Source organism: Pseudomonas morbosilactucae (assembly GCF_023241715.1).
In the GTDB taxonomy this organism is placed as follows: domain Bacteria; phylum Pseudomonadota; class Gammaproteobacteria; order Pseudomonadales; family Pseudomonadaceae; genus Aquipseudomonas; species Aquipseudomonas morbosilactucae.
This window is the reverse complement of the sequence record NZ_JALQCW010000051.1, coordinates 1-21,602: the sequence shown is the minus strand read 5'-3', so window position 1 is coordinate 21,602 and position 21,602 is coordinate 1. Positions and strand designations below refer to the sequence as shown.

The following is a 21,602-nucleotide window of genomic DNA, read 5'->3' as shown; positions in this document are numbered from 1 at the left end:
GCCGCGTTGAGGGCCAGCAGGTTGGTCTGTTCGGCAATTCCGCTGATGGTTTTGACGATGGTGCCGATCACCAGCGACTGCTCGTTCAAGGCCTCGATGCCGTCACCGGCCTGCTGCATGTGCTTGGCCAGGTCGCGCATCACATTCACCGCCTCGGTGACCACCGTGGTACCACGCTGGGCACTGTTGTCGGTTTGCAGCGAGGTGCTGTAGGCGATGTTGGCCGCCTCGGCCACGGCCTGTTCCTGGTTCACCAGGTCGGTGATGTCTGTGGCGAACTTCACCACTTTGTAGAGCTTGTTATTGGCGTCCACCACCGGGTTGTAGGACGCCTCCAGCCACACGGCGCGGCCGAGGCTGTCGACACGTTTGAAACGGTGGGCAACGAACTCGCCATTGTTCAGGCGCTTCCAGAACGCTTGGTATTCCGGGCTGTTGGCATCCTGGGTTTCACAGAACATGCGGTGATGCTTGCCCTTGATCTGCGCCAGGGTGTAGCCCATGCCCTTGAGGAAGCGATCGTTAGCGGTCAATACGTGGCCGCTGAGGTCGAACTCGATCACCGCGGTGGAGCGCACCAGGGCGCCGATCAGGTTCTCGTGTTCGCGGGAGGCTTCGATGGTGCGCGTCAGGTCGCTGGAATAGATAGCGACGTTTTTCACCCGCCCATTGGAGTCACGCACCGGCTGGGAGATCGAACGCAGCCAGGCTTCCTCGCCATTGCCCCGCAGCAGCCGCACCGCGCCGGCAAAATGTTCGCCACGGGTCATGGTGGCCTTGAAGCGCAAATGAAACTCATCGGACTTCACATGGGCCGGCACGATGTCTTCCAGATAACGACCCACCAGGTCGCCACTTTTGTAGAGCATCTCTTGGGCGAAGTTGTGATTGACCGATTGGATCCGGCCTTCCGGGTCAAGAATGATGACCAGCATCTCGCTTTCGAGGCTGTCCCTCACTTGTTGGAGGCTCGAGAGTTCTTCGCGAAGAGCGACGAGCTCTTGCTTCAAGCGTTTGTTGAACATGGGGGACACACCGCTGGGCAGAAAGGGTTGGCAGCTTTGGGCTTAACCATCGGCGCTGAACGACTTTTCTAAAGTGCCTTTTGCCCTTGGCAGAAAAAATACTCGAGGGCTTTGGGGGAGATATCTGGCGGTATCCGGGAACAGTTATAGTCGCCTCCCGGAACAATCAACGGCGATCGACGGAGTTAGCTCAATGGACGCTTCACGTAAGGCGGTTTTCGATCAGGTAGCGGCGGAGTTGGGCTACAGCTTCGACGGTGAAATACGCATCGGCGGCAATTACGTTTCGGCGGTGCGCAACGGCCATGACATTTACGTCAGCGGGCAGATTCCACGCATCGACAACCAGGTAATGGTGGTGGGTCGGGTCGGCAGCGAGGTGACCCTGGAGCAGGGGCGCCACGGGGCACAAATCTGCACCATGCGCGCCTTGGCGATTCTCGGCCAAATGCTGGGGGACCTGGAGCCGATTCGCAAAATCCTGCGCATCAATGTGTATGTGCAAAGCGCGGCCGACTTCACCCAGCAGAGCGAAGTCGCTGATGGCGCTTCCGAGGTGCTGTACCGGATCTTCGGCGACGCCGGCGTCCACACTCGGACCTCGCTGGGGGTCTATCAGTTGCCCAAGAACGCCTCGGTGGAAGTCGACATGATCGTCGCCCTGTAGAATGCGCCCTCGCTTTTCGGCCCAAGGAAGCCCCATGCGTCATCAGCCACGGCACCGCCGATTCGTTGCCGCCCTCACCCTCTTGACCTGCAGCGGCCTGGCCCCGGCCTGGGCCGCTGACCTCGATTGCCAACGCCGCCAGACCAGCGTCGAGGTAGATCGATGCGCGCACCTCGATAAGGAGCGCGCCGACGCCACGCTCAATGCCAGTTACCAGCGTTTGCTGGGGCGAGTGCAGCATCAGTACCAGGCCAGCCCGGTGCTGGAGCAGGAGTTTCTCGGCAAGCTGAAAAACGCCCAACGGGCCTGGATCAAGTACCGCGACACCCACTGCGTAGTGGAAGCCTTCGAGGTGCAGCCGGGCATGCCGGCCCACACCACCCTGATCAATGCCTGCGTGGCCCGCTTGAGCCAGGAGCGGGCGCGGGACCTGGACCAGACGCTGCCGGAGTGCTGTAGCTGAGGAGGGTGGCAAGCACAGGCAATCAGCCGGGCGGGAGCGGCGTGGTTTTGCTCGCCCGTAACCTCATGCCGTGCAGCACCAAGCAGCCCAGGGTCGTGCCCCAGGCGAAGAGCAGCATGGCCAGGGACGACTCACGTTCTCGGCGGTTTTCCTGGCACTCAAGGGCGTTCGAACACAGGGCCACACAGACCGCCGCACCGTTGAACGAGCCACTGAGCAGGTAGTCCCGCAGATAGGTGAGTTCCAGGACCTGGCCTTTGACCGTCCCGCGCTCCACCACCCAGCGCGTCAGCCCCCGCACCTCCTTCAATTGACGTCGCTCGCCGCTGTCCAGGTCCTCGGTCATCAGGCTGAAACTGTCCAGGGACACCACCCTGGCGCGAGCGCTTTCGACGCTGGCGCCCTCAAGGCCGTCGTCCGTGGCATTCAGGGTCCATAGCTGGATCAGGGCGAACACCAACCCGAGAAGGAAGGACACCAGGGCCACCTGCAGCAGGGGCGCCAAAGCTGCGAACGCTTTGCTTGTGCGAATCAAGACAGGCCTCGGACACTCAGGCGCAGGCCGCGCGATTCGGGGAGATTAGCGGGAATTTCGCCCTGGGCTAAGGGCTATTTTTCCCGCTGTTTGCGGGCCGTTGGGCGTCCTCGGCAGCGAAGGCTCTAGCCCGGGCCGACGCGTTTCTGCCAGGGCGTTACCGCCGTCGCGACAGACCGGCAGACGGCGCTATCGGCACCAGCTCTCTTGCAGCGCCGACTCTGTCGGCTCGGCCATGCGTGAGCCGAAGTAGCCGGCACTCACCACGCCCACCGTGCCCATCACCGCGCAATAGATCACGCAAATCCAGGGGCTCCAGGGCATCAGGCCGATCAACAGCAACGGCGTGGTGCTGGCCCACAGGGCGTAGGCAATGTTGTAAGTGAAGGAAATCCCGGAGACACGAATCCGCGCCGGGAACAGTCCGACCATCACCGACGGCACCGCCCCAACCACCCCGCACCCCAAACCGGCCACGGCGTAGGCCAGGCCGATCCACTCCCCGCCGCTGATCAGGCTGCCGTACAGCAGGGCAATGCCCACCGGCAGCAGCAGGCTGTAGAGCATCACCGTGCGCCAGGCGCCAATGCGGTCGACGATCAACCCGGCCAACACACAACCGATGTTCAGGAACACGATGCCCAGGCTGCTCAAGGCAAAGGTGTGGCTGGCGGTCATGCCGAAGGTTTTCTGCATCATGGTCGGGGTGATGACCACGAACACCACCACCGCCGAGGTCAGGACACAGGTGAGGATCAGCGCCGGCAGCATGGCCAGGCGATGCTCCCGCAGCACGGTGCGCAAGGGCAGTTCGGTGGCCGCCTCGCGCTGGGCCTGCAAGGCCATGAACACCGGGGTTTCACTGAGCCAGCGGCGTAACCAGACACCGATCACGCCGAACAGCCCCCCCAGCAGGAAGGGATAACGCCAGGCCTGGTCGAGGATTTCTGCGGGGGTAAAGGCCTGGGCCAGCAAGGTCGCGGTCAAGGCCCCGATCAGGTAGCCAAAGGTCAGCCCGGCCTGGAGGAAACCCAAGGCATAACCGCGATGCCCTGGCGGCGCGTGCTCGGCGACAAACACCCAGGCACTGGGCACCTCGCCGCCTACTGCGGCGCCTTGCAGCACCCGCAGCACCAGCAACAACAGCGGCGCGAAATAACCGATCTGCGCGTAGGTCGGCATGATGCCGATCAGCAGGCACGGCAGCGCCATCATCAAGATGCTCAGGCTGAAGACCTTCTTGCGCCCCAGGCGATCAGCGAAGTGGGCCATGAGGATGCCGCCCAGGGGCCGCGCCAGGTAGCCGGTGACAAAGATCCCGAAGCTTTGCAGCAGGCGCAGCCACTCGGGCATTTCCGGCGGGAAGAACAGCTGGCTCAGGGTCAGGGCAAAGAACACGAAGATGATGAAATCGTAGATTTCCAGCGCGCCACCCAAGGCCGCAAGGCCCAGGGTTTTATAGTCGGACCGGGAAAACGGCGCCGGTCGCGTCTCTGGAGGCAAAGGCATAGCAGTCACTCTGTAGGGGGGACAGAAACCAAGGCGCCAATGGTCTACGCAAAAACAGCCAGGAACAACCCGAACCCGTAACTGGGTCTATTTTTAGCCAATTTCTGTGCATTGAATCCCTTTGGGCAGCAGCAATAATCGGCAACTTTCCAAACCGCAGCAGAACAGGAAAGCCGCCATGAGCATCCATACCCGCACCCGCCGCCTGACCGTACCGCAACTGGTGGCGATGAAAGGCCGGCAGAAAATCGTCTCCCTGACCGCCTACACCAGCCACATGGCCCGGCTGATGGATCCGTTTGTCGACTTCGTGCTGATCGGCGACTCCACGGCCATGGTCGGCTACGGCCGCACCTCGACCCTGGACATGAGCCTTGAGGAAATCATCGCCCACAGCCGCGCCGTGGTCACCAGCACCCGCCTGGCCTGTGTGATCGCCGACATGCCATTTGGCAGTTACCAGGAGTCGCCGCAACAGGCTTACCGCAACTGCGCCCAGGTGCTGGCGCGGACCGGCTGCGACGCGGTCAAGCTTGAAGGCGGCAAGGCCCTGGCGCCGACCGTGGAGTTTCTGGTGCAACGGGGCATTCCGGTGATGGCCCACATCGGCCTGATGCCCCAGTACGTCAACGCCATGGGCGGGTTCAAGGCGCAAGGCATGAATGAAGCCACGGCCCGAGCGATTGAAGACGACGCCCGCGCCCACCTCGCCTCTGGCGCTTTCAGCCTGCTGCTGGAAGGGGTAGCGGAACCGGTGGCCCGGCGCATCAGCGAGTTCTCCGCCATGCCGACCATCGGCATCGGCGCTTCCCCGGCCTGCGACGGACAGGTGCTGGTCACCGAGGACCTGCTGGGCCTGGGCGGCGAGCAGGTGCCGCGCTTCGTCAAGCAATACGCCGACGCAGCCGCGCTGATCAGTCAGGCCTGCGAGCGCTTTGCCGCCGAAGTGCGCGACGGGCAGTTTCCCGAGGCGCAGCACTGCTATGGCGTCGGGCAGGGTTCCTGATCGATTGCCTGGGCCAGGGCCTGGATGGCGCCCGGAATATCCTGGCGCCAGTCGAGGGTGTAGCTCAGGCGCAGGTGATGCCGCCACAGGCCCTGCTGGCTGAACATTGCCCCGGGGGCGATGACCAGGCCCTGGGCCAACAGGCGCTGGTACACCTGGCGCATCTCCACCGGGCGCTGGGCCTCGACCCATAAGGTCGCGCCACCGGCCGCCGGCTGTGCCTGCAATTGCTGACAGGCATGTTCCTGAAGCAGGCCCTGCATCTGGCCCATGCGCTCGCGCAACAGCACCCGCAGTTTCAGCAAATGCTGGTCGACTCGCCCGGAGCTGAACAGCCGGGCCACAGCCTGCTGGCGCAGCGGTGACAGGCGAAAGGCCCGTTCGAGGAACTGCCGGTGCAGGCGCTGGCCATGCCCACGGGTCAGCACGTAGCTGAACGGAGCCTCGGCGCCAATCCGCTTGTCGCAAGTGGCAAACACCAACAGCCGCTCGGGGTTGGCGTAGTCACGAAAACGCACGGGGGCCGGGCTGAAACAAAACTCGCCATAGCTGTCGTTTTCAAATAGCCAGATGCCTCGCTCGTCCAACCACCGGCACAGCTGTTGTTTGTCGGCGGCCGGCATCAGGCTGCCGTGGGGCACGCTAAAAGTTGATGACAGCACCGCCAGGCGCACCGGCTCACGTAGCAGGAGGTCCTGCAGTTGCTGTTGATCGAAACGCCCAGCGCTGTCGAGCGGCAGTTCGATGACCCGAATATTCGCGGCGCGCAGTTGGCGCAACACCGCCCAGGAACAGGGCGACTCCACCAGCGCCACGCTGCCTGTCAGCTCCAAGGCTTGCAGCGCCAGCTCCAGCAGGCTGCGCAGGTCGGGGCCCAGGTACACCTGTTCGGCCTGCCAATAGTCAGCGGTGGAGCGGGTATAGCGCTCGGCCAACACCGCGCGCAACTCGGGTTCGCCAAAGGGCTGGTACAGCGGCGCCTGGGAGCGCGGGTACTGCCGGGTGAGCTCGCGCTCGGTCATCAGCAACGGGTTCTCCAGGGACAGCAGCATGGCCGGCGCATCGCTGCACAGCGCCAACATGCCGGGCTGGCGGGCCTGGGCGTAGACACTGTCGATCAGGCTCGGCCCATCCACCGGCAGTTGCGACGGCGCCAGCGGCACCCGGAAATAGCCCTGTTTGGGTCGGGACTGGATGCGCCCCTGGTCTTCAAGCAAGGCGTAGGCGTGCTTGATGGTCGAGATCGACACCTTCAGCCGCAGCGCCAGGGCCCGCAGCGAGGGCAGGCGCTGCTCGGCCTCGCTGGCATTGTCGATCCACTCCATCAGGTAGCGGTAAACCGCCTGATAGGCGAAGGGGGTTTCACGGCTCACCGGTTCAGGTGTCCCTGGCCATGGCGATGGCGGCCTGGATCGCTGCGCGGGCCTGGGGGCTGTTTTTCCAGCAACTGGAGCCCACCAGGGCTGAGGCCTGGGTGACGATCTCCAGGGCGTCGGCCTCGGCCAATTGCGCCAGGGAGCGGATGCCCAGCTGTTCCAGGCGACCGACCACTGTCGGGCCGACACCCTTGACCTTGAGCAGTGCCTGGCGTTCTTCCGGGGAAAATGACATTGGGGATGTTCCTTCGCAGTCCATGGCAATTGCGCATTCTGGCACAGCTTTCACCCCCACTCGCGCCGAGGCCCGCCGTTGACGATGTGTTTTTTCTCTCAAGGTTTTCAGAGCTTTCTCAAGGCATCTCCAGCTGGCTCCTAGCGTCTTTACGTCACCGTTGCGTCATATTCGATTGTTACCGTGCGACCGAAATATTTTGTAACGAATTGTCGAAATGACGAGCAGGGAACCGTAATGAGTGACGATAAAGAACACAGCGACACAGCCTCCTCCCCCGCCGACCAACCCACCGATACCAGCCGCCGCCGCTTCCTCGGCGGCGTAGCCGTGCTCGGCGTGGGCGCCACCTTGAGCGGCTGCGGCAACACCCGCGAGCCCCAGGGCCCGGCGCCGCAGCGCCAGCGTTCAGCAGCCGAGTTGGACCAGGTCCTCGCGGAGCAAGTGAAAACCGTGGTGGTGATCTACGCCGAAAACCGCAGTTTCAATAACCTGTTCGCCGACTTCCCGGGGCTGGAGCAGCCCCTCAGCGCACTCAAGCCCCAGGCCAGCCAGCAGCGGGACCGGGACGGCAGCCTGTTGCAGACGCTGCCGCCGGTGTGGGGCGGCATCCTCCAGGTCGGCCCGCAAAGCCTGGATGGCGTGACGTACCCGGTGGGCACCCAGTTCCAGGAACACCTGCCCAACGCGCCCTTCGCCCTCAAGGGCCCTGGCGGCGAGGACTTGCCACTGGGGTTGGTGACCCGTGACCTATGGCACGTGTTCTATCAGAACCAGATGCAGATCAACGGCGGCAAGAATGACGGTTTCGTCGCCTGGGCCGATTCTGGGGCCCTGACCATGGGCCACTACTCACAAAGCCGTTACGCCTTGCGCCTGTGGGACGTGGCCCGGGAGTTCGTGCTTTGCGACAACTTCTTCCAGGGCGCCTTCGGTGGCTCCTTCCTCAACCACCAGTACCTGATCAGCGCGACCGTGCCGTTCTACCCGGACGCAACGAATTCGGTGGCCAAGTCGATGATCGCCACCCTGCAAAGCGATGATCCGAGCGACACGCGCCTCAAGCCACTGGACGGGTCGCCGGCCAGTGCCATGAGCGGCCCGCCGCAGTTCGGGCCCAGCGCCCTGACCCCGGACGGTTACGCGGTAAACACCATGGCCCCGCCCTATTGGCCGACCTGGATCCGCGACCCTGAGCGCCCGGACTACGCCAAGGCCGACCTGCCCAGCGTGCTGGTGCCGCAAACCCACGAACACATCGGCGACAAGCTGTCGAAAAACAACGTCGACTGGGCCTGGTACGGCGGCGCCTGGCAAGCGACCCTCGAGCAGTTCAAGGAGTCGGCGGGCATTCCGAAGATCCCCAACTTCCAGTACCACCACCAACCGTTCAACTACTTCCTGCGCCAAGGCCCGGAGAACCCCGCCGAGCGCAGCCGGCGCCTGCGGGATGGCGGACTGGGCGACGAATCGAGCAGCAACCGGTTCTTTGCCGACGCCGAGGCCGGCAAGCTGCCCGCCGTGAGCTTCTACAAACCCCAGGGCAACCTCAACATGCACGCCGGCTACGCCGATGTGGCCGCCGGCGACCGCCACATCGCCCGGGCCCTGAAAGTGCTGCAGGAAAGCCCGCAATGGCCAAACATGGTGGTGGTGGTCACGGTGGACGAGAACGGTGGCTGGTGGGACCACGTGGCGCCGCCCAAGGGCGACCGCTGGGGCCCGGGCACGCGTATCCCGGCGCTGGTGGTGTCGCCGTTCGCCCGCAAGGGCACAGTGGATCACACAGTCTACGACACCGCCTCGATCCTGCGGTTGATCACCCGGGTGTTCAAGCTGGAGACCCTCGATGGCATCAAGCAGCGTGACCAGCAGATGATCACCCGCGGCCAGACGCCCATGGGTGACCTGACCAACGCCTTGCAATTCCAGGGTTGATACGGCGCCGCACCAGGGCGATGCGCACGGCGCACATCGCCCTGGATGACGGTATGGATATTTTTTTCAGTACCCCGTTTTTTCCCCTCGGCTCTGTGCTTCAGTAAGGGTCGCCCTGTCTGTGAGGGGCCCACGCTGAAAAGGATCTGAGCATGTTCAAACCCGCAGGCCTGTACCTCGCCCTGGCGGCCCTCTCCCTGAGTGCCACCGCCCACGCCGATGCCGACATCAAGCTGGGGGATACCCAGCGCGTCACCCGGCTTTTCGCCTACCCCAACAACTGCAATGTGATCTGTTTCCGTAACTGGACACTGGAACAGACCGTTGAGCATTACCTGAACCAGAGTGTGCAGCGCGACGGCTACAGCGCCGCCAAGGTCAAGGTGACCAGTGATAACGACCAACTCTACGCGCACATCAGCGGCGTGCCCGCCGACTATGCAAAACCCTTGAGCGCCCTGCTCGACGCCGGCGACCTGGCCTATAACGGTGCCTACCGGCTCAACGCCGACGGCAAGTGGGCCTACAGTTGGTACCTGTTCCTGCCCCTGGGCATGGCCCTGGAAAACCGCAAGAGCGTCGAGTTGCTGCACTTCCCACCCGACTACTCGCTGACCCGCGCCCAGGATTACCTCGAATCGGCCACCACCGATCGCTGGGCCACCTTGCTGACGGCCAACGGCATTGCCAGCGAGCAAACCCCGGCCTACCAGACCATCATCGACATCGCCCCGATTGCCGCACCGTCCAGTGCCGGCAAAGACCTGGAAGGGGTCTACGACTACTTCAAGGATTACCAGACCACCATGGTCAAGGAGGTCAGCCAGAATGCCCAAGGCGCAGCGCTGCCCATGGTGGCCTTCGGCGCACCGGTGCGGAACTGGATCAAGCAGCAATACGGCGTCACGGTGAACGTGCTGGGCCTGGGGCAGATCAGCCCGAGCGAAGGGCTCAAGGTGCCGGTGCTGGGTTCCAACCACCCGAGCTACATCTGGTACGCGGCGGACCCGGCGAACTACGACAACGACCAGGCCAAAGCCGATGCGGCGGGCTTGAAGGTGATGGGGCAAGACTTGAGCGCCGCCTGTTGGCAAGCGGCCATGGGCAGCACACCGGGCAGCGACGCCGCGGCGCAACTGCAGCGCTGTACGCAAACCTGGCAAGTGACCCAGAAGGAAAAGACCTGCGAGCTGTTCTACACCTCGGTGCGCAACCTGACGCAGGAACAGGCCCAGGCGCAATGCACCAGCGCGCCGATCAAGACTCAACTGCAACAACTGAAGGCACCGGCACCGTCGCCTAGCACGGCGTTGCCGACACTCTAACGGCGCACGCCGGCGCTCACCCGTGACCGGGTGGGTGCCGGTTGGCCGGCGATAACCCGGCGGCTATCGCCGGTAGTTCGGACCTAGGGCGCTCCGACCGGGCGCAGGCGGTACTGCGGCGGCAGTTGCTCAAAGCCGCTGATGGTCGCGTTCAGGCTCTTCCAGCGGCCATCCTTGATGCCGTAGATGCAACCGTGGATCGACAGACTCTGCCCACGATGCCAGGCGTTCTGCACGATGCTGGTGTGGCCGACGTTGGCCACTTGCTGGATCACGTTCAACTCGCAAAGACGGTCCACGCGTTCCTCTTCCGTGGGCAATTGCCCCAGGGCGTCGCGGTGCTCGTAATACAGATCGCGAATGGAGCGCAGCCAGCCGTCGATCAACCCCAGTTGACGGTCCTGCATGGAAGCGCGCACGCCGCCACAGCCATAGTGGCCAGTGACCAGGATGTGTTTGACCTTGAGCACATCCACCGCGTACTGGATCACCGACAGGCAGTTGAGGTCGGTGTGCAGCACCACGTTGGCCACATTGCGGTGCACGAACAGATCGCCCGGCAACATGCCAACGATCTCGTTGGCCGGCACCCGCGCGTCCGAACAGCCAATCCACAGGTACTCCGGGGTCTGCTGGCGGGCCAGCTTGGAGAAGAAGTCCGGGTCTTCCTGCTTGATCGCTTCGGCCCAACGCTCGTTGTTATCAATCAGATCTTGTAGTTCGTTCATGCTGTGAGGCCTCAAGAATGATGCGCTGCTTTGACAGACGACCGCCTGTCGAGGTCACGCGTTGTTCTGCAGATACCGGCCATCCCTTGCAGTGGAATCTTGAGCGGCGTCCCGGGTCCACCTCTTAAGTCCCTAAAAGTATGAGTAACCGCCATGACCGAATCACGACGTCCCTACGGGGCTCCCCAACCCGAGCCCATCGACGATAACGAAGACCGCATGGGCTCCATGGAGGAGCTGCATTTCGATGACGACGAACCCGCCGTCGGCAGCGGTGCCGGCGTCACCAGCGACGGATCCACGGACGACGACCTGAGCCCCGAAACCCTGATCCATGAAGACGGCGCCCGCTCCGCCCGGGAAGCCGGCGGCGATAAACCGGCAGACTGGGATTTGAGTATTGTCGATGGCGCGGACATTGGTGGCGGCGCCGGCCTGGATGAAGCCGAACTGGCCCGCCGCGACCCACTGGACGGCAAATCCTGAGGCTCTTGCCGGCGATTGGGCCTTGAGCCTTGCACCGTTGTCGGTGACGCCATCGCTGGCAAGCCCGCTCCTACGACCGCCGCTATGTGGGAGCTGGCTTGCCGGCGATCAGGCCCTCGAGCCGGCTATCAATCCACCAGAGTGCAGGCCATGACCAGGGCGTCTTCACGGCCGCCCACGGCTGGGTAGTAGTCGCGTCGGCGGCCCACTTCGTTGAAACCGTAGCGTTCATACAACCGATAAGCGGTCTGGTTGCTGGAGCGCACTTCCAGGAAGCATTCCCGTGCCTCCTTCTGGTAGGCGCGTTTCATCAGCTCCTCCAGCAGCCTCAGGCCCAGGCCACGGCCCTGGCTTTCCGGCTTGACGGTGATGTTCAGCAAATGAGCCTCGTCGATGATCACCTGGATCACCCCGTGCCCGACCTGCTGGCTGCCTTCGAACATCAGCCACACTTCGTAGGACTTGAACGCGTCCATGAAAATGCCCCGGGTCCAAGGATGGCTGAACGCCGCATATTCGATTTTCAGGATGCTATCCAAGTCCGCCTCGGTCGCCAGGCGGAAGGTCAACGCGTCACTCATTGGTCATTCTGCTCATCAGTGCTCTTCCAGCGCGCCATCAGCCGACGCATGGCTTGCCAGACATCAGCCTTACGCTGTGGCTCTTCCATTAATAGTTCCAGCCCCGGCAAGGCCCAGGCCGACCCCAGGCCTTCGACCTGAAGTTCACGGTTGTAGGATTCCGCGTTGGCCTCACCGGCAAAACGCACGGCCGGCAAGCCGATCAGCCAGGCGCACACGCAAGGTTCTTCTTCGACGCGGGCACCGACAAAGGCCTGGATAAAATCCCGGGCCGCCTCGGGCCCCTGGTCCAGGTTGCCGCGAGTCAACATCGGCCAGCGTACCGGCTCGGCGAGGATCTGCGGGCTGTCCGGCAGGCCGGCGGCACGCAACATATCCTTGAGCAGCAGGTAGGCCGGGTCGCGGCTCTGGAAGGCTTCGCCTGTGGGTAACTCCACCAACAGCAGGCAGCGCCCGGCGCGCAGCAGTTGCAAGGAGAAACGCGGCGGCTGCACCGGCGGGGCCTTGGGCACCTGGGGGACGGCGGGCGTTTCTTCGGCAACTGGCTTGGCAGCGCCCTTGGCGGCACTGCTGGACGGCCGCGGCACCTCGATTTTCGGCCGCTCGCTGGGCTTGCCCTGGGGCTTGGCCACCGGATCGACCGCAGCCCTGGCCGTTGGCGCGGGTGCGGGCGCCTCCACCAGCGGCTCTGGCAACGCCAGCAGCTCAGGGCGCGACGGCGCGGCAAAGGGCAATTCGGTGCGCGGCAGCCAGCTGACCACCTGCATGGCGGTCAAATAGGCGCGGCGACGGGACTCGATAAGCAAAGGTCGGCCACTTGTGGATAACTGAGGTGGGGGATTCTACCGCCCTTCGGCCAAGATCGCCCGCTGTTGATCATGAGAAAACCGACCACCAGCCCCCTGACAAGACCGGGGGTGAATCGTCGGCCCTTCGATGCAGTACAATCGCTGCTTTTCATTTGCCAACCAGCCGGCCATTCCGATGATCGAACCCAAGCGCGTCTTGCGCGCCCTCGCCGAACACTGGGCACTTCTGGAGCCGCTGTGCGAGCACTTCGACCAAGGCACCTTGAGTCTTGCCGAACTGCGTTCACAGCTGGCCGCCCAACAACTGGACAGCACGCCCCAGGACATCACCAGCCTGCTGGATGTGTGGATCCGCCTGGACATCCTGGTTCCCGTGGCCAAAAGCCCGAACCGCTTCGAACTCAATGCGCAGATCCACGACTTTCTCGCCTACCTGCGCCGCGAGCACCGCTTGGGCCTGTGCCTGGAAATCGAAGCCTACCTGCGCCATCTGGAACGCCTGGCCGGTTACATCCAGGACGCCTTCGACATCCGCGACGGCCATGACCTGGCGCGCCAATTGCGCCTGCTGGACATGCGCGTACGGGACGTACTGAAAAAACTCGCCAATGACGAACAGGCCCTGGTGGCCGTCGCCGAGCGGGCCAAGACCAGCGACCGGCAGATTCCGTTGCGCCAGCGTTATGCCGAAGTACTGGCCACCTGGGACGAATACGTCGAACCGATGATCCAGTTGGTGAACGCCGATGGCGCGTTCGAGCAAGGCGTGCGCAAGGTGGAAAACGTCCTGCTGCGCCTGCTCACCGAGCAGCAGCGCCTGGGCCAGTTGGTGGACGATGACATGCTGCTGCGCACCCACGCGCGGATCCTCGAAATGCAGACCAGCGCCCAGTTGACCCTGCGCCATGCTCGGGAACTGCTGCTGCCCCTGCGTGAAGAAGCCCGCCGGCACAACGCCGTGACCCGCGGCGCGGCGCTGGCCCTGTCGGCGATCCGTCGCAAGGGCATCGACGCCGTGCCCCAGGCGGCCATGCCTCTGTTCACCCGGCCACAGAGCACCTTCCTCGGCAGCTCCGGCCAGGTGGAAGCCTATGTGTATGCCCTGGCCCGCTTCGAACCCAAGCCGGCGCGCTTCCCCAAGGCGCACAAGAGCCACAAGGGCGGCGAAGCGCCACGAGCACCACGCACAGTCCGCGAAATGCTGGACCGCTGCGCGGACGCCCTGCCGATGCCGGACCTGATGAGCTGGCTGCTGGAGCAGGAGCCGGACGGCGCCACCGACGAACTGCTGTACTGGTTCTCGCGCCTGTCCCGGGAAAAACGCTTTACCCGCGAGCGCCTGGAGCGCCGTGATTACCACACCCACGAGCACCAGGTCAGCCTGCGCTCCTTCGCCCTGCTCTCGGCCCGCGATGACCAGCCCGAGAATTCTGCGAGCACTCCCCATGCATCTTGATCTTTCCGAACTGTCACAGCTGGCGCCGATCTTTCGCGAGCTGTTCAAGGGGTATCACGTCAGCCGCCGCGACCCGGAGCTGTACGCCCAACTGTCGAACTTCCAGGATCAGTACCGCACCCTGTTCAAGGCCCTGGGCTTTGAGCTGGTGTGCGACACCCGCGGCTTCTATTACTTCGTGCCGGACAACGCCGCCGCCCAGGTGAACAAGACCGCCCAGCGCCTGGCGCTGTTCACCTTCATCCTCGTGGAACACCTGGCCGACCAGGGCCGCGACCCGATCGCCGTGCTCGACGGCGGCAGCCTGGGCCGCGACGAACTGCCGTCGTTGCTGGAGAAGTACCGCGACCTGTTTATCCAGGCCGAAGTGCAGACCCAGGACGAGCTGGAAGAAAAAATCATGCGCCGCATGACCCAACTGGGTTTTGCCGGTGAGGAGCCGGGCATCTACCGTTTCCTGCCGCCGATGCACCGTTTCCTTGATGTCTGCCTGTCGGTGCAACAGGACCGCGACCTGGCCGCCAGCCTGCACAGCGTGCTGCCGCTGCCAACCCCGGTGCTGATCGATAACGACAGCGATGAAAAACTCCTGGAAACCGATGACCCGCTGGACCTGAGCGAATTCGGCGACACCGACGAAAGTGAAGAAGACGCCCTGGCCCGTGCCATTGCCGAAGAACAGGAGCTCGACGCATGAGCAAGGAACGCTACGGCATTCGCCGCTTTGCCCTTTTGAATACCGCCGGCTACAGCCTCGGGCTGTTCCCCCTGGAAGAACCGCTGTCGGTCTACGGGGCCAACAACCTGGGTAAGTCGGCGTCGATCAACGCCCTGCAATTCCCGATTCTGGCGCGTATGTCGGACATGAGTTTCGGCAAGTACAGCCTGGAGCAATCCCGGCGTTTCTACTTCGCCTCGGACACCAGCTACATCCTGGTTGAAGTCTCGTTGCCCCACGGCCCTCACGTGATTGGCGTGGTCGGTCGCGGCCCTGGCGGCGGCTTTGGCCACCAGTTCTTCGCCTATGCGGGGCAACTGGATTTGGCTCATTACCAGAAAGACGATACCTGCCTGCGGCAGAAAGAGCTGTTCGGCAACCTTGAGCGCCAGGGCCTGAAAGCCTATGAGCTCAAGCCCGATGAACTGCGCCGGCTGTTGGTGGGCGGCCATACGTCGATCCCGCTGGACCTGACCCTGATTCCGCTGCGCTCCACCAGCGAGCAGAGCCTGAAGACCTTCCGCGCGCTGTTTATCAACCTGCTGCACATGCGTGAGATCACTGCGGCCAAGCTCAAGCAACTGTTCCTCGATGCCTTCGAGCACAGCCTGCGCTCCGGCAGCGTCGACTACATCGCCGCCTGCGAAGAAGCCTTCCGCGATGTGCGGCGCATGGAGCAGGACTACAACTCCCTGGTCTCCGCCGGCCCGCTGGTGGAAGCCCTGGCCAACGGCGTGAAGCAACGCGACATCCAGCGTGGCAAGTTGCATCGCCTGTCGCCGTTGCTGGATTCGCTGCTGGGCACATGGTCGGATTACGCCGGTGCACGCAAGGAAGAACTGACCCTGCAGGCCGAGCACTATCGCCACGAGCAGGATGCCCTGCAAAACAACCAGCGCAGCAGCACTCAGGAAATGATGCGCCTGGAGCGGGAAATCACGGGCACCCAACGCTGGCTCGGCGAGTTGTCGGTGCTCAAGCACCGCTTCGCCCTGGTGGACAATGTGAAGGTCCTGGAGCAGCAACTGCTGGCGGCCAAGGATGCTCATGATGAGCTGGCCGGCGCCCTGGCCCAGTCCCGGCAGTTCTCCGCCGAAGACTTGGATGAGCGGCTGCGGGACCTGGAAAAGCGCCTGAAGTCGGTGAAGCAGCAACTGGATCACGCCGACAACAACAGCTATGCGCGTCTGCGTGAAGAGTTCTCGCAACAGGACGTCGAGCGCCTGATGCGCCTGTTCAACAGCGCCCTGTTCAGCCTGCCGTTGGGCGAGCACGGCATTGCCCTGGACGAGGATGGCCAGTGGGTTAAATCCCTGGAGCTGATCCTCGACGGTTTCAAGGGTGAACGCTTCGAAGTGCCGGGGCTGTCCATCGACATCTCGCACATCGAGCCGCCGGCCTTGCAGGCCCTGGCTGACCGCGCCGCGTTGCGTGACCAGAAAGAGCGCCTGGAAAAAGAACTCAAGCAACTGAAGACCCAAGCCTCGGTGGTCGCCGACCGTGCGGCCAGCAAGACCCAGACCGAAGCCCTGTATCAGCAGGTGCTGGATGCACAGAAGGCCCTTGAGGACTTCCGTCGCTCCCAGACCCTGAGCGCTGAAGAAGGCGAGAAGCTGGAACAACTGGCGCAGATGGAAGCCGCCCAGGACGAACTCAAGCGCTCCAGCGACGCTTTCACCGAACGCGTCCAGCAATTGTCGGCCAAGCTGCAACTGGTGGGCCGGCAGATCGGCGACATGGAAGCCAAGCAGCGCACCCTCGACGATGCCCTGCGCCGTCGCCAACTGCTCCCGGCGGATTTGCCGTTCGGCACGCCGTTCATGGACCCGGTGGACGACTCCATGGACAACCTGCTGCCCCTGCTCAACGACTACCAGGACAGCTGGCAGGGGTTGCAGCGGGTCGATGGGCAGATCGAAGCGTTGTATGCGCAGGTACGCCTCAAGGGCGTGGCCAAGTTCGACAGCGAAGACGACGTCGAACGGCGCCTGCAACTGTTGATCAACGCCTATGCCCACCGCACCGACGAAGCCCTGACCCTGGGCAAGGCGCGCCGCGCGGCAGTGACCGATATCGCTCGGACCTTGCGCAATATCCGCAGTGACTACGACAGCCTCGAGCACCAGTTGGCGCTGTTCAACCGCGAGATCAACAAACGCCAGGTGTCCAACCTGCAGAGCTTCCGCATCGTCCTGGCGCCGAACAAGGAAGCCCTCAAGCACATCGACCAGATCATCCACAGCGCCGGCCAGTACGAGGAAGGCGAAACCCTGTCGGTGTTCGACCTGAGCCAGAGTGCCGAGCAGGACAACAAGAACGAAGAGGCCAAGGAATACCTGGCGCGCCTGGTGGCTGCCAACCACAACCAGTTGGGCTTGAAGGACCTGTTCGAATTGGCCTTTGAGATCACCAAGGTCAACGGCCAGCCGATAATCCACACCGACATTGATGGCGCGGCGTCCAACGGCACCACCATGACCATCAAGGCGCTGACCAACATGTACCTGTTGCTGCACTTGATGGACCGCGATCAGGCCGGGCGTATTCGCCTGCCCTACTACCTCGACGAGGCGGCGGATATCGACGAGAAGAACCAGTCGGCGTTGCTGGAAACCAGCCTGCAACTGGGCTTCGTGCCGATCCTCGCCAGTGTGAAGCCACAGGTTTCGGCCCAGGTGGCCATCGACCTGGAAGGTGGCAGTGGGCCGAACGGCATCTACATCGACGAGGCGGACTGGAAGTTCATCCGCCGTCACGATCAGGCCAAGGCCAGCGTGGCGGTCGAACCGCAGGCGGAGTTGGACGAAGTCTGATTTCGTAGCCCGTTGAAACGACAAAGGCCGCGTTCTTTCGAACGCGGCCTTTTTTGTGGGCGGTGGTGGCCCAGGCGATAACTATTCCGAATGCTTTACGGACGCTATCGCCGGCAAGCCGGCTCCTACAACGGGGTTATTGGGCGAGGGGGATCTTGGGGGCCCAGGTCAGCCATTCGTCCTCGAACTTGTCGAACAGGGGGAAGGTCTGTTGCGGACGTGCAGGATTGCCCATGCGTTCGCCATCTGGCGTAGCAAAGGCAATACCGCCCTGGATCAGGGTTTCCAGGGACTCGGTGCGTACCGTAGCGCCTTTGAACAGGCCAAAGTCCACGCCGAATCCGCTGCTGTTCCAGAACCGCGTTCCTCCCCGGATCAGCGGCGCGTACTTGGGTTCGATCAGGATATGGATCAACACTCGATCCGCCGTCTGCCCCAACTCGTATCCGGTAACCTTGCCGACCGCGATTTCGCGGTAAGTGACCGGCACACCGATCTTCAGCGAACCACGGCGGGCGGCGCTCAGTACCAGGCTCAGGCCAGCCTCGGGCGCAGAGGCTTCCGGGGCCTGGGGCAAGGCGACAAAATGGGTCTGCGGGCCCTGGCTTTTCACCGCTGGCTGCACTTCGATGTATTGACCCGTGACCAGGGTTTCCAGGTTGGCGGTCTTCATCAGGCCCAACTCGGGCTTGACCACCCAGAACTGACTGCCAGCCCGGGCAATGCGCTCCGGCACTTCAGTGATCCGCGCCTTGAGCATGACCGACTGCAAGTCGGCGCTGAGGTCTACATCTTCGATCTTGCCGACATCCAGGCCTTTGAAACGCACCGGCGTGCCAGGGCGCAAGCCATCTGCGCGGTCGACCTTGATGCTGATCAGAGTGCCCCGCTGCGCGGCTTCTTCCTGACTGGCGAACAGGCGGAAGCGCGGAATGCGTTTTTTCAGCGCCACGTTGGGTTGCGGCGTCTCAAAGGCAATACCGCCGGCCATCAGGCTTTGCAGCGATTCGCTCTTGACCTGGATGCCGCCGGTCAAGCCGCCGGTCAAGGTGATGCCGCTGACATTCCAGAAGCGTGTCGAACCGTTGACCAGATTGGCGTATTCCTTCTCGATATGGACGCCGATCACCAACTGGTTACGGGTTTTGGAGAACTGGTAGCTCTGCACCGAACCGACCTTCACCTGTTTGTAGAGGATCGGGCTGCCGACATCCAGGGAGCCCAGGTTGTCGGTGAACAGCACCATGTGCAGGCCAGGTGAGCGCAGGTCCAGCGGCGGCGCCTTGGCCCGGGCTTCGAATTCACGCTGAGGCGTGGCGCCTTTGTCACCAGGGCGAATGGCGATGTAGTTGCCTTTTACCAAGGCTTCCAGACCGGTGATACCGGCCAGGGAGATCGAAGGTTTGACCGTCCAGAACTGGGTGCCCTGAACCAGATAGTCTTCGGCCAGTGGATCGAGGGTCAGCTCTGCCGTAGCACTGGACAGGTCCGGGTCGACCTTCAGGGCCTTGAGGCTACCGACCTGGATGCCTTTGTACATGACTGGGGTGCGCCCGGCCTGCAGCCCTTCGAAATCGCTGAGTTTGACCTTGACCCGAATCCCGGCCTGGGCGGCATCGAAGTCTTCATACAAGCGGAACGGCAGGCTTGGATCGGTGGGCGGGCTGTCCTTGCGGTTCTCCGGCGTGGCGAAAGCAATGCCGCCGGCGACGATGCTGGACAGGGACTCGCTACGAATCTTCAAGCCCGACAGGTTGGCATCGACGCTGATACCGCTGGCGTTCCAGAAACGCGTGTGTTTACGCACCAGGTTGGCGTAGGTCGGCTCGATATAGACTTTGATTTCGACAGTGTTCTGGTCTTCGGACAGCAGGTAGCTCTTCACCTGGCCGACCTGAATCTGTTTGTAGAACACCGGGCTGCCACGGTTCAGCGAACCCAGGCGATCAGCCTTAATGGTCAGGTGCAAACCGGGCTTGGCATCCGACAGCGGCGGCTCCTCGGCCAAGGCCTTGAACTTGCGGGTGGGCTCACCCTCCCCCGGGTTGACGGCAATGTAGTTGCCCGAGACCAGGGTTTCCAAACCGGTGATGCCTGCCAGGCTGACACTCGGCTTGACCAGCCAGAAACGCGTGTTGGTGCGCAGGTATTGCTCCACGTCCTTGTTCATCTCGACCGTGGCAATGACCCCTTTGCTGGTGCCTTCGTCATCCAGGGCCAAAGTCTTGACCTTGCCCACGGGCATGCCCTTGTAGACCACCTCGGTCTTGTTTGCCTGTACGCCTTCACCGCTCTCAAAGCGGATCTGGATCTCGATGCCGGTCTGGTTATAGGCACGCCAGCCCAACCAACCGCCGATCACCAGGGCAATCAGGGGCAAGACCCAGATAGCCGACCAATTGGAAGCCGGTCGGGTTTTGGCTGTAGGCAAATCACTCATGGTCGTCGTCCGACTCCGTGTTATCCCAGATCAGTCGGGGATCGAAAGTTACTGCGGCCAGCATCGTCAGGATCACTACGCTGGCAAAAGCCACCGCGCCAAGATTGGCCTCGATACTGGCGAGCCGGCCAAAGTTGACCAGGGCCACCAGGATGGCGATGACAAAGATGTCGAGCATCGACCAGCGGCCAATGAACTCGATAAAGCGGTACATGATGATCCGCTGCCGTGCCGAGAGCGGCTGATGACGCTGTACCGAAAACAACAGCAGACCGATCCCTACCAACTTGAAAGTGGGGACCAGAATACTGGCGATAAACACCACGGCGGCGATAGGAATCATCCCGTGTTGAACCAGCTGGATAACGCCGGACATGATGGTACTTGGATCACCCTGTCCCAATGAACTCACAGTCATGATCGGCAACACATTGGCCGGGATGTACAGGATGGCTGCGGTCACCAGCAGCGCCCAGGTACGCATGATGCTGTTGGGTCGACGCGCATGAACCAAGGCTCCGCAGCGGGTACAGACCTGCTCGTCGGTGTCGGGCTCCTGCTTGTTCAACTCATGGCATTCCGTGCAAATCAGAATGCCTGCATCAATCGCCCGCATGCACATCTTCTCCCGATAACGCCTGCCAGATCTGATGGGGGGACATCACCACTTCCAACCAGACCTGGACCAATAACAAGCTGATAAAACAGATGAGCCCCAAGCCCACGCTGATGACGGCCATATCCGCCAATTTGACGATGGCCACCAGCACGCCCATTAGATAAACCTCGAGCATGCCCCAATCGCGCAGGTGGTGATAAATGCGATAGAGCAACAGGCCGTAACTGCGGCCGATATCCCAACGGATACTCAGCAACACCAGCAACTGACAGACCAGCTTGAGCAAGGGGATGCCCATGCTGCAGAGAAACACCACCGCTGCGACCCCCTGCATGCCGGTGTCGAACAACCCGACCACGCCACTCCAGACCGTATCTTCAGAAGACTGTCCGAGTAGATTGAGCTGCATGATGGGTAAAAAGTTCGCCGGGACGTACAACAACAACGCCGCGATCACCAACGCCAGACTGCGCTCGACCACGTTATGACGATGGGCGTACAACTCATAACCACAGCGGGGACACTGGGCTTTTTCACCGTGGGCGAGCTGAGGCTTATGCATCAGCAGGTCGCATTCATGGCAGGCTACCAGGTCGTCCAGTGGTAATTCTGACAACCCGGGGGCGTCAACCGGATCTGGCATAGAGGGCTCTGAGTCTGAAAAGAGTTGCGGCTATTCTAGTGTTCCGGCTCGAAAATAACTGTGCAAATTTTCGCCGAAGCCGCGCACCATTTTCTTTGCCGGACAAACAAAACCCCAACTGCCTTTCGCAATTGGGGTTTCGGAATTTAATCTTGACGATGACCTACTCTCACATGGGGAAACCCCACACTACCATCGGCGATTGCAATTCCGTTTCACTGCTGATTCGG

Annotated in this window: 20 protein-coding genes; 9 read left to right on the top strand and 11 right to left on the bottom strand. The window is 62.6% G+C overall.

Going from position 1 to position 21,602, the window contains the following annotated elements; translation table 11 throughout:
• Positions 1-1,025: PAS domain-containing protein (locus tag M1B34_RS19355; RefSeq protein ID WP_268265983.1), on the bottom strand; the 1,025-nt coding region annotated here is incomplete at its 3' end.
• 193 nt (positions 1,026-1,218) lie between these two features.
• Here M1B34_RS19355 and M1B34_RS19350 point away from each other — a divergent pair.
• On the top strand, positions 1,219-1,692 hold the full coding sequence (locus tag M1B34_RS19350) for a RidA family protein (RefSeq protein WP_268261231.1): 474 nt from the start codon (positions 1,219-1,221) through the stop codon (positions 1,690-1,692).
• Between the two features lie 34 nt (positions 1,693-1,726).
• Positions 1,727-2,155 carry a lysozyme inhibitor LprI family protein gene (locus M1B34_RS19345; protein WP_268265982.1) on the top strand — a complete coding sequence of 143 codons (429 nt, stop codon included), beginning with the start codon at positions 1,727-1,729 and terminating at the stop codon, positions 2,153-2,155.
• A gap of 22 nt (positions 2,156-2,177) precedes the next feature.
• On the opposite strand, the gene M1B34_RS19340 is transcribed toward M1B34_RS19345, so the two are convergent.
• Together M1B34_RS19340 and M1B34_RS19335 are read right to left on the bottom strand one after the other, a co-directional pair.
• Positions 2,178-2,633, bottom strand: coding sequence for a hypothetical protein (locus M1B34_RS19340; protein WP_268265981.1), 456 nt, complete (start codon positions 2,631-2,633; stop codon positions 2,178-2,180).
• Between the two features lie 246 nt (positions 2,634-2,879).
• Complete coding sequence (locus M1B34_RS19335; protein WP_268261228.1) at positions 2,880-4,199, bottom strand: MFS transporter; 1,320 nt, start codon at positions 4,197-4,199, stop codon at positions 2,880-2,882.
• Positions 4,200-4,377: 178 nt separating this feature from the next.
• Between M1B34_RS19335 and panB the strand changes: the two genes are divergently transcribed.
• Entirely contained in the window at positions 4,378-5,205 is an 828-nt protein-coding gene (gene panB, locus M1B34_RS19330) for a 3-methyl-2-oxobutanoate hydroxymethyltransferase (protein ID WP_123337917.1), read from the top strand.
• Here panB and M1B34_RS19325 read toward each other — a convergent pair.
• Both M1B34_RS19325 and M1B34_RS19320 read right to left on the bottom strand, forming a co-directional pair.
• Positions 5,181-6,578, bottom strand: coding sequence for an aminotransferase-like domain-containing protein (locus tag M1B34_RS19325; protein WP_123337919.1), 1,398 nt, complete (start codon positions 6,576-6,578; stop codon positions 5,181-5,183). The genes panB and M1B34_RS19325 overlap by 25 nt on opposite strands.
• A 4-nt stretch (positions 6,579-6,582) precedes the next feature.
• On the bottom strand, positions 6,583-6,816 hold the full coding sequence (locus M1B34_RS19320; RefSeq protein WP_123337921.1) for a helix-hairpin-helix domain-containing protein: 234 nt from the start codon (positions 6,814-6,816) through the stop codon (positions 6,583-6,585).
• Positions 6,817-7,053: 237 nt separating this feature from the next.
• Here M1B34_RS19320 and M1B34_RS19315 point away from each other — a divergent pair, with 237 nt between their 5' ends.
• A complete protein-coding gene (locus M1B34_RS19315; RefSeq protein ID WP_268265980.1) occupies positions 7,054-8,754 on the top strand; it encodes an acid phosphatase in 1,701 nt (566 codons plus the stop codon).
• Positions 8,755-8,906: 152 nt separating this feature from the next.
• Positions 8,907-10,079, top strand: a complete 1,173-nt coding sequence (locus M1B34_RS19310; protein WP_268265979.1) for a hypothetical protein — start codon at positions 8,907-8,909, stop codon at positions 10,077-10,079.
• 83 nt (positions 10,080-10,162) lie between these two features.
• Here the strand turns inward: M1B34_RS19310 and can are convergent, their stop codons facing one another.
• On the bottom strand, positions 10,163-10,807 hold the full coding sequence (gene can / locus M1B34_RS19305) for a carbonate dehydratase (protein WP_123337927.1): 645 nt from the start codon (positions 10,805-10,807) through the stop codon (positions 10,163-10,165).
• Positions 10,808-10,960: 153 nt separating this feature from the next.
• On the opposite strand from can, the gene M1B34_RS19300 reads away from it, so the two are divergent.
• Positions 10,961-11,293 (top strand): serine kinase/phosphatase, encoded by a 333-nt coding sequence (locus M1B34_RS19300; protein ID WP_268265978.1) that lies wholly within the window; start codon positions 10,961-10,963, stop codon positions 11,291-11,293.
• A 128-nt stretch (positions 11,294-11,421) separates the two neighbouring features.
• Here M1B34_RS19300 and rimI read toward each other — a convergent pair whose 3' ends face one another.
• On the bottom strand, positions 11,422-11,874 hold the full coding sequence (rimI, locus tag M1B34_RS19295; protein WP_123337931.1) for a ribosomal protein S18-alanine N-acetyltransferase: 453 nt from the start codon (positions 11,872-11,874) through the stop codon (positions 11,422-11,424).
• The gene (locus M1B34_RS19290) at positions 11,871-12,680 is read right to left on the bottom strand and encodes an energy transducer TonB (protein ID WP_268265977.1); all 810 of its coding nucleotides are present in this window, start codon (positions 12,678-12,680) and stop codon (positions 11,871-11,873) included. Before M1B34_RS19290 ends, rimI begins: the two co-directional genes overlap by 4 nt.
• Positions 12,681-12,858: 178 nt before the next feature.
• On the opposite strand from M1B34_RS19290, the gene mksB reads away from it, so the two are divergent.
• The 3 genes from mksB to mksF are packed head-to-tail and all read left to right on the top strand — an operon-like array spanning position 12,859 to position 17,670.
• On the top strand, positions 12,859-14,139 hold the full coding sequence (gene mksB, locus M1B34_RS19285; RefSeq protein WP_123337965.1) for an Mks condensin complex protein MksB: 1,281 nt from the start codon (positions 12,859-12,861) through the stop codon (positions 14,137-14,139).
• Positions 14,129-14,836 carry an Mks condensin complex protein MksE gene (gene mksE, locus M1B34_RS19280; RefSeq protein ID WP_123337935.1) on the top strand — a complete coding sequence of 236 codons (708 nt, stop codon included), beginning with the start codon at positions 14,129-14,131 and terminating at the stop codon, positions 14,834-14,836. The genes mksB and mksE overlap by 11 nt, the downstream gene beginning before the upstream one ends.
• The gene (mksF, locus tag M1B34_RS19275; protein ID WP_268265976.1) at positions 14,833-17,670 is read left to right on the top strand and encodes an Mks condensin complex protein MksF; all 2,838 of its coding nucleotides are present in this window, start codon (positions 14,833-14,835) and stop codon (positions 17,668-17,670) included. The genes mksE and mksF overlap by 4 nt, the downstream gene beginning before the upstream one ends.
• A gap of 136 nt (positions 17,671-17,806) precedes the next feature.
• Here mksF and M1B34_RS19270 read toward each other — a convergent pair whose 3' ends face one another.
• The 3 genes from M1B34_RS19270 to M1B34_RS19260 are packed head-to-tail and all read right to left on the bottom strand — an operon-like array spanning position 17,807 to position 21,372.
• On the bottom strand, positions 17,807-20,110 hold the full coding sequence (locus M1B34_RS19270) for a PqiB family protein (RefSeq protein WP_123337940.1): 2,304 nt from the start codon (positions 20,108-20,110) through the stop codon (positions 17,807-17,809).
• Positions 20,103-20,726, bottom strand: coding sequence for a paraquat-inducible protein A (locus tag M1B34_RS19265; RefSeq protein ID WP_123337942.1), 624 nt, complete (start codon positions 20,724-20,726; stop codon positions 20,103-20,105). The genes M1B34_RS19270 and M1B34_RS19265 overlap by 8 nt, the downstream gene beginning before the upstream one ends.
• Complete coding sequence (locus tag M1B34_RS19260; RefSeq protein ID WP_268265975.1) at positions 20,713-21,372, bottom strand: paraquat-inducible protein A; 660 nt, start codon at positions 21,370-21,372, stop codon at positions 20,713-20,715. Before M1B34_RS19260 ends, M1B34_RS19265 begins: the two co-directional genes overlap by 14 nt.
• Positions 21,373-21,602 lie beyond the last annotated feature (230 nt).

Excerpts from the sequence above, each read along its gene's own strand:
- M1B34_RS19350 (WP_268261231.1), top strand. The coding sequence starts at position 1,219 with ATGGACGCTTCACGTAAGGCGGTTTTCGATCAGGTAGCGGCGGAGTTG.
- M1B34_RS19345 (WP_268265982.1), top strand. The coding sequence starts at position 1,727 with ATGCGTCATCAGCCACGGCACCGCCGATTCGTTGCCGCCCTCACCCTC.
- M1B34_RS19335 (WP_268261228.1), bottom strand. The coding sequence starts at position 4,199 with ATGCCTTTGCCTCCAGAGACGCGACCGGCGCCGTTTTCCCGGTCCGAC.
- panB (WP_123337917.1), top strand. The coding sequence starts at position 4,378 with ATGAGCATCCATACCCGCACCCGCCGCCTGACCGTACCGCAACTGGTG.
- M1B34_RS19320 (WP_123337921.1), bottom strand. The coding sequence starts at position 6,816 with ATGTCATTTTCCCCGGAAGAACGCCAGGCACTGCTCAAGGTCAAGGGT.
- M1B34_RS19315 (WP_268265980.1), top strand. The coding sequence starts at position 7,054 with ATGAGTGACGATAAAGAACACAGCGACACAGCCTCCTCCCCCGCCGAC.
- M1B34_RS19310 (WP_268265979.1), top strand. The coding sequence starts at position 8,907 with ATGTTCAAACCCGCAGGCCTGTACCTCGCCCTGGCGGCCCTCTCCCTG.
- can (WP_123337927.1), bottom strand. The coding sequence starts at position 10,807 with ATGAACGAACTACAAGATCTGATTGATAACAACGAGCGTTGGGCCGAA.
- M1B34_RS19300 (WP_268265978.1), top strand. The coding sequence starts at position 10,961 with ATGACCGAATCACGACGTCCCTACGGGGCTCCCCAACCCGAGCCCATC.
- rimI (WP_123337931.1), bottom strand. The coding sequence starts at position 11,874 with ATGAGTGACGCGTTGACCTTCCGCCTGGCGACCGAGGCGGACTTGGAT.
- mksB (WP_123337965.1), top strand. The coding sequence starts at position 12,859 with ATGATCGAACCCAAGCGCGTCTTGCGCGCCCTCGCCGAACACTGGGCA.
- mksE (WP_123337935.1), top strand. The coding sequence starts at position 14,129 with ATGCATCTTGATCTTTCCGAACTGTCACAGCTGGCGCCGATCTTTCGC.
- mksF (WP_268265976.1), top strand. The coding sequence starts at position 14,833 with ATGAGCAAGGAACGCTACGGCATTCGCCGCTTTGCCCTTTTGAATACC.
- M1B34_RS19270 (WP_123337940.1), bottom strand. The coding sequence starts at position 20,110 with ATGAGTGATTTGCCTACAGCCAAAACCCGACCGGCTTCCAATTGGTCG.
- M1B34_RS19265 (WP_123337942.1), bottom strand. The coding sequence starts at position 20,726 with ATGCGGGCGATTGATGCAGGCATTCTGATTTGCACGGAATGCCATGAG.
- M1B34_RS19260 (WP_268265975.1), bottom strand. The coding sequence starts at position 21,372 with ATGCCAGATCCGGTTGACGCCCCCGGGTTGTCAGAATTACCACTGGAC.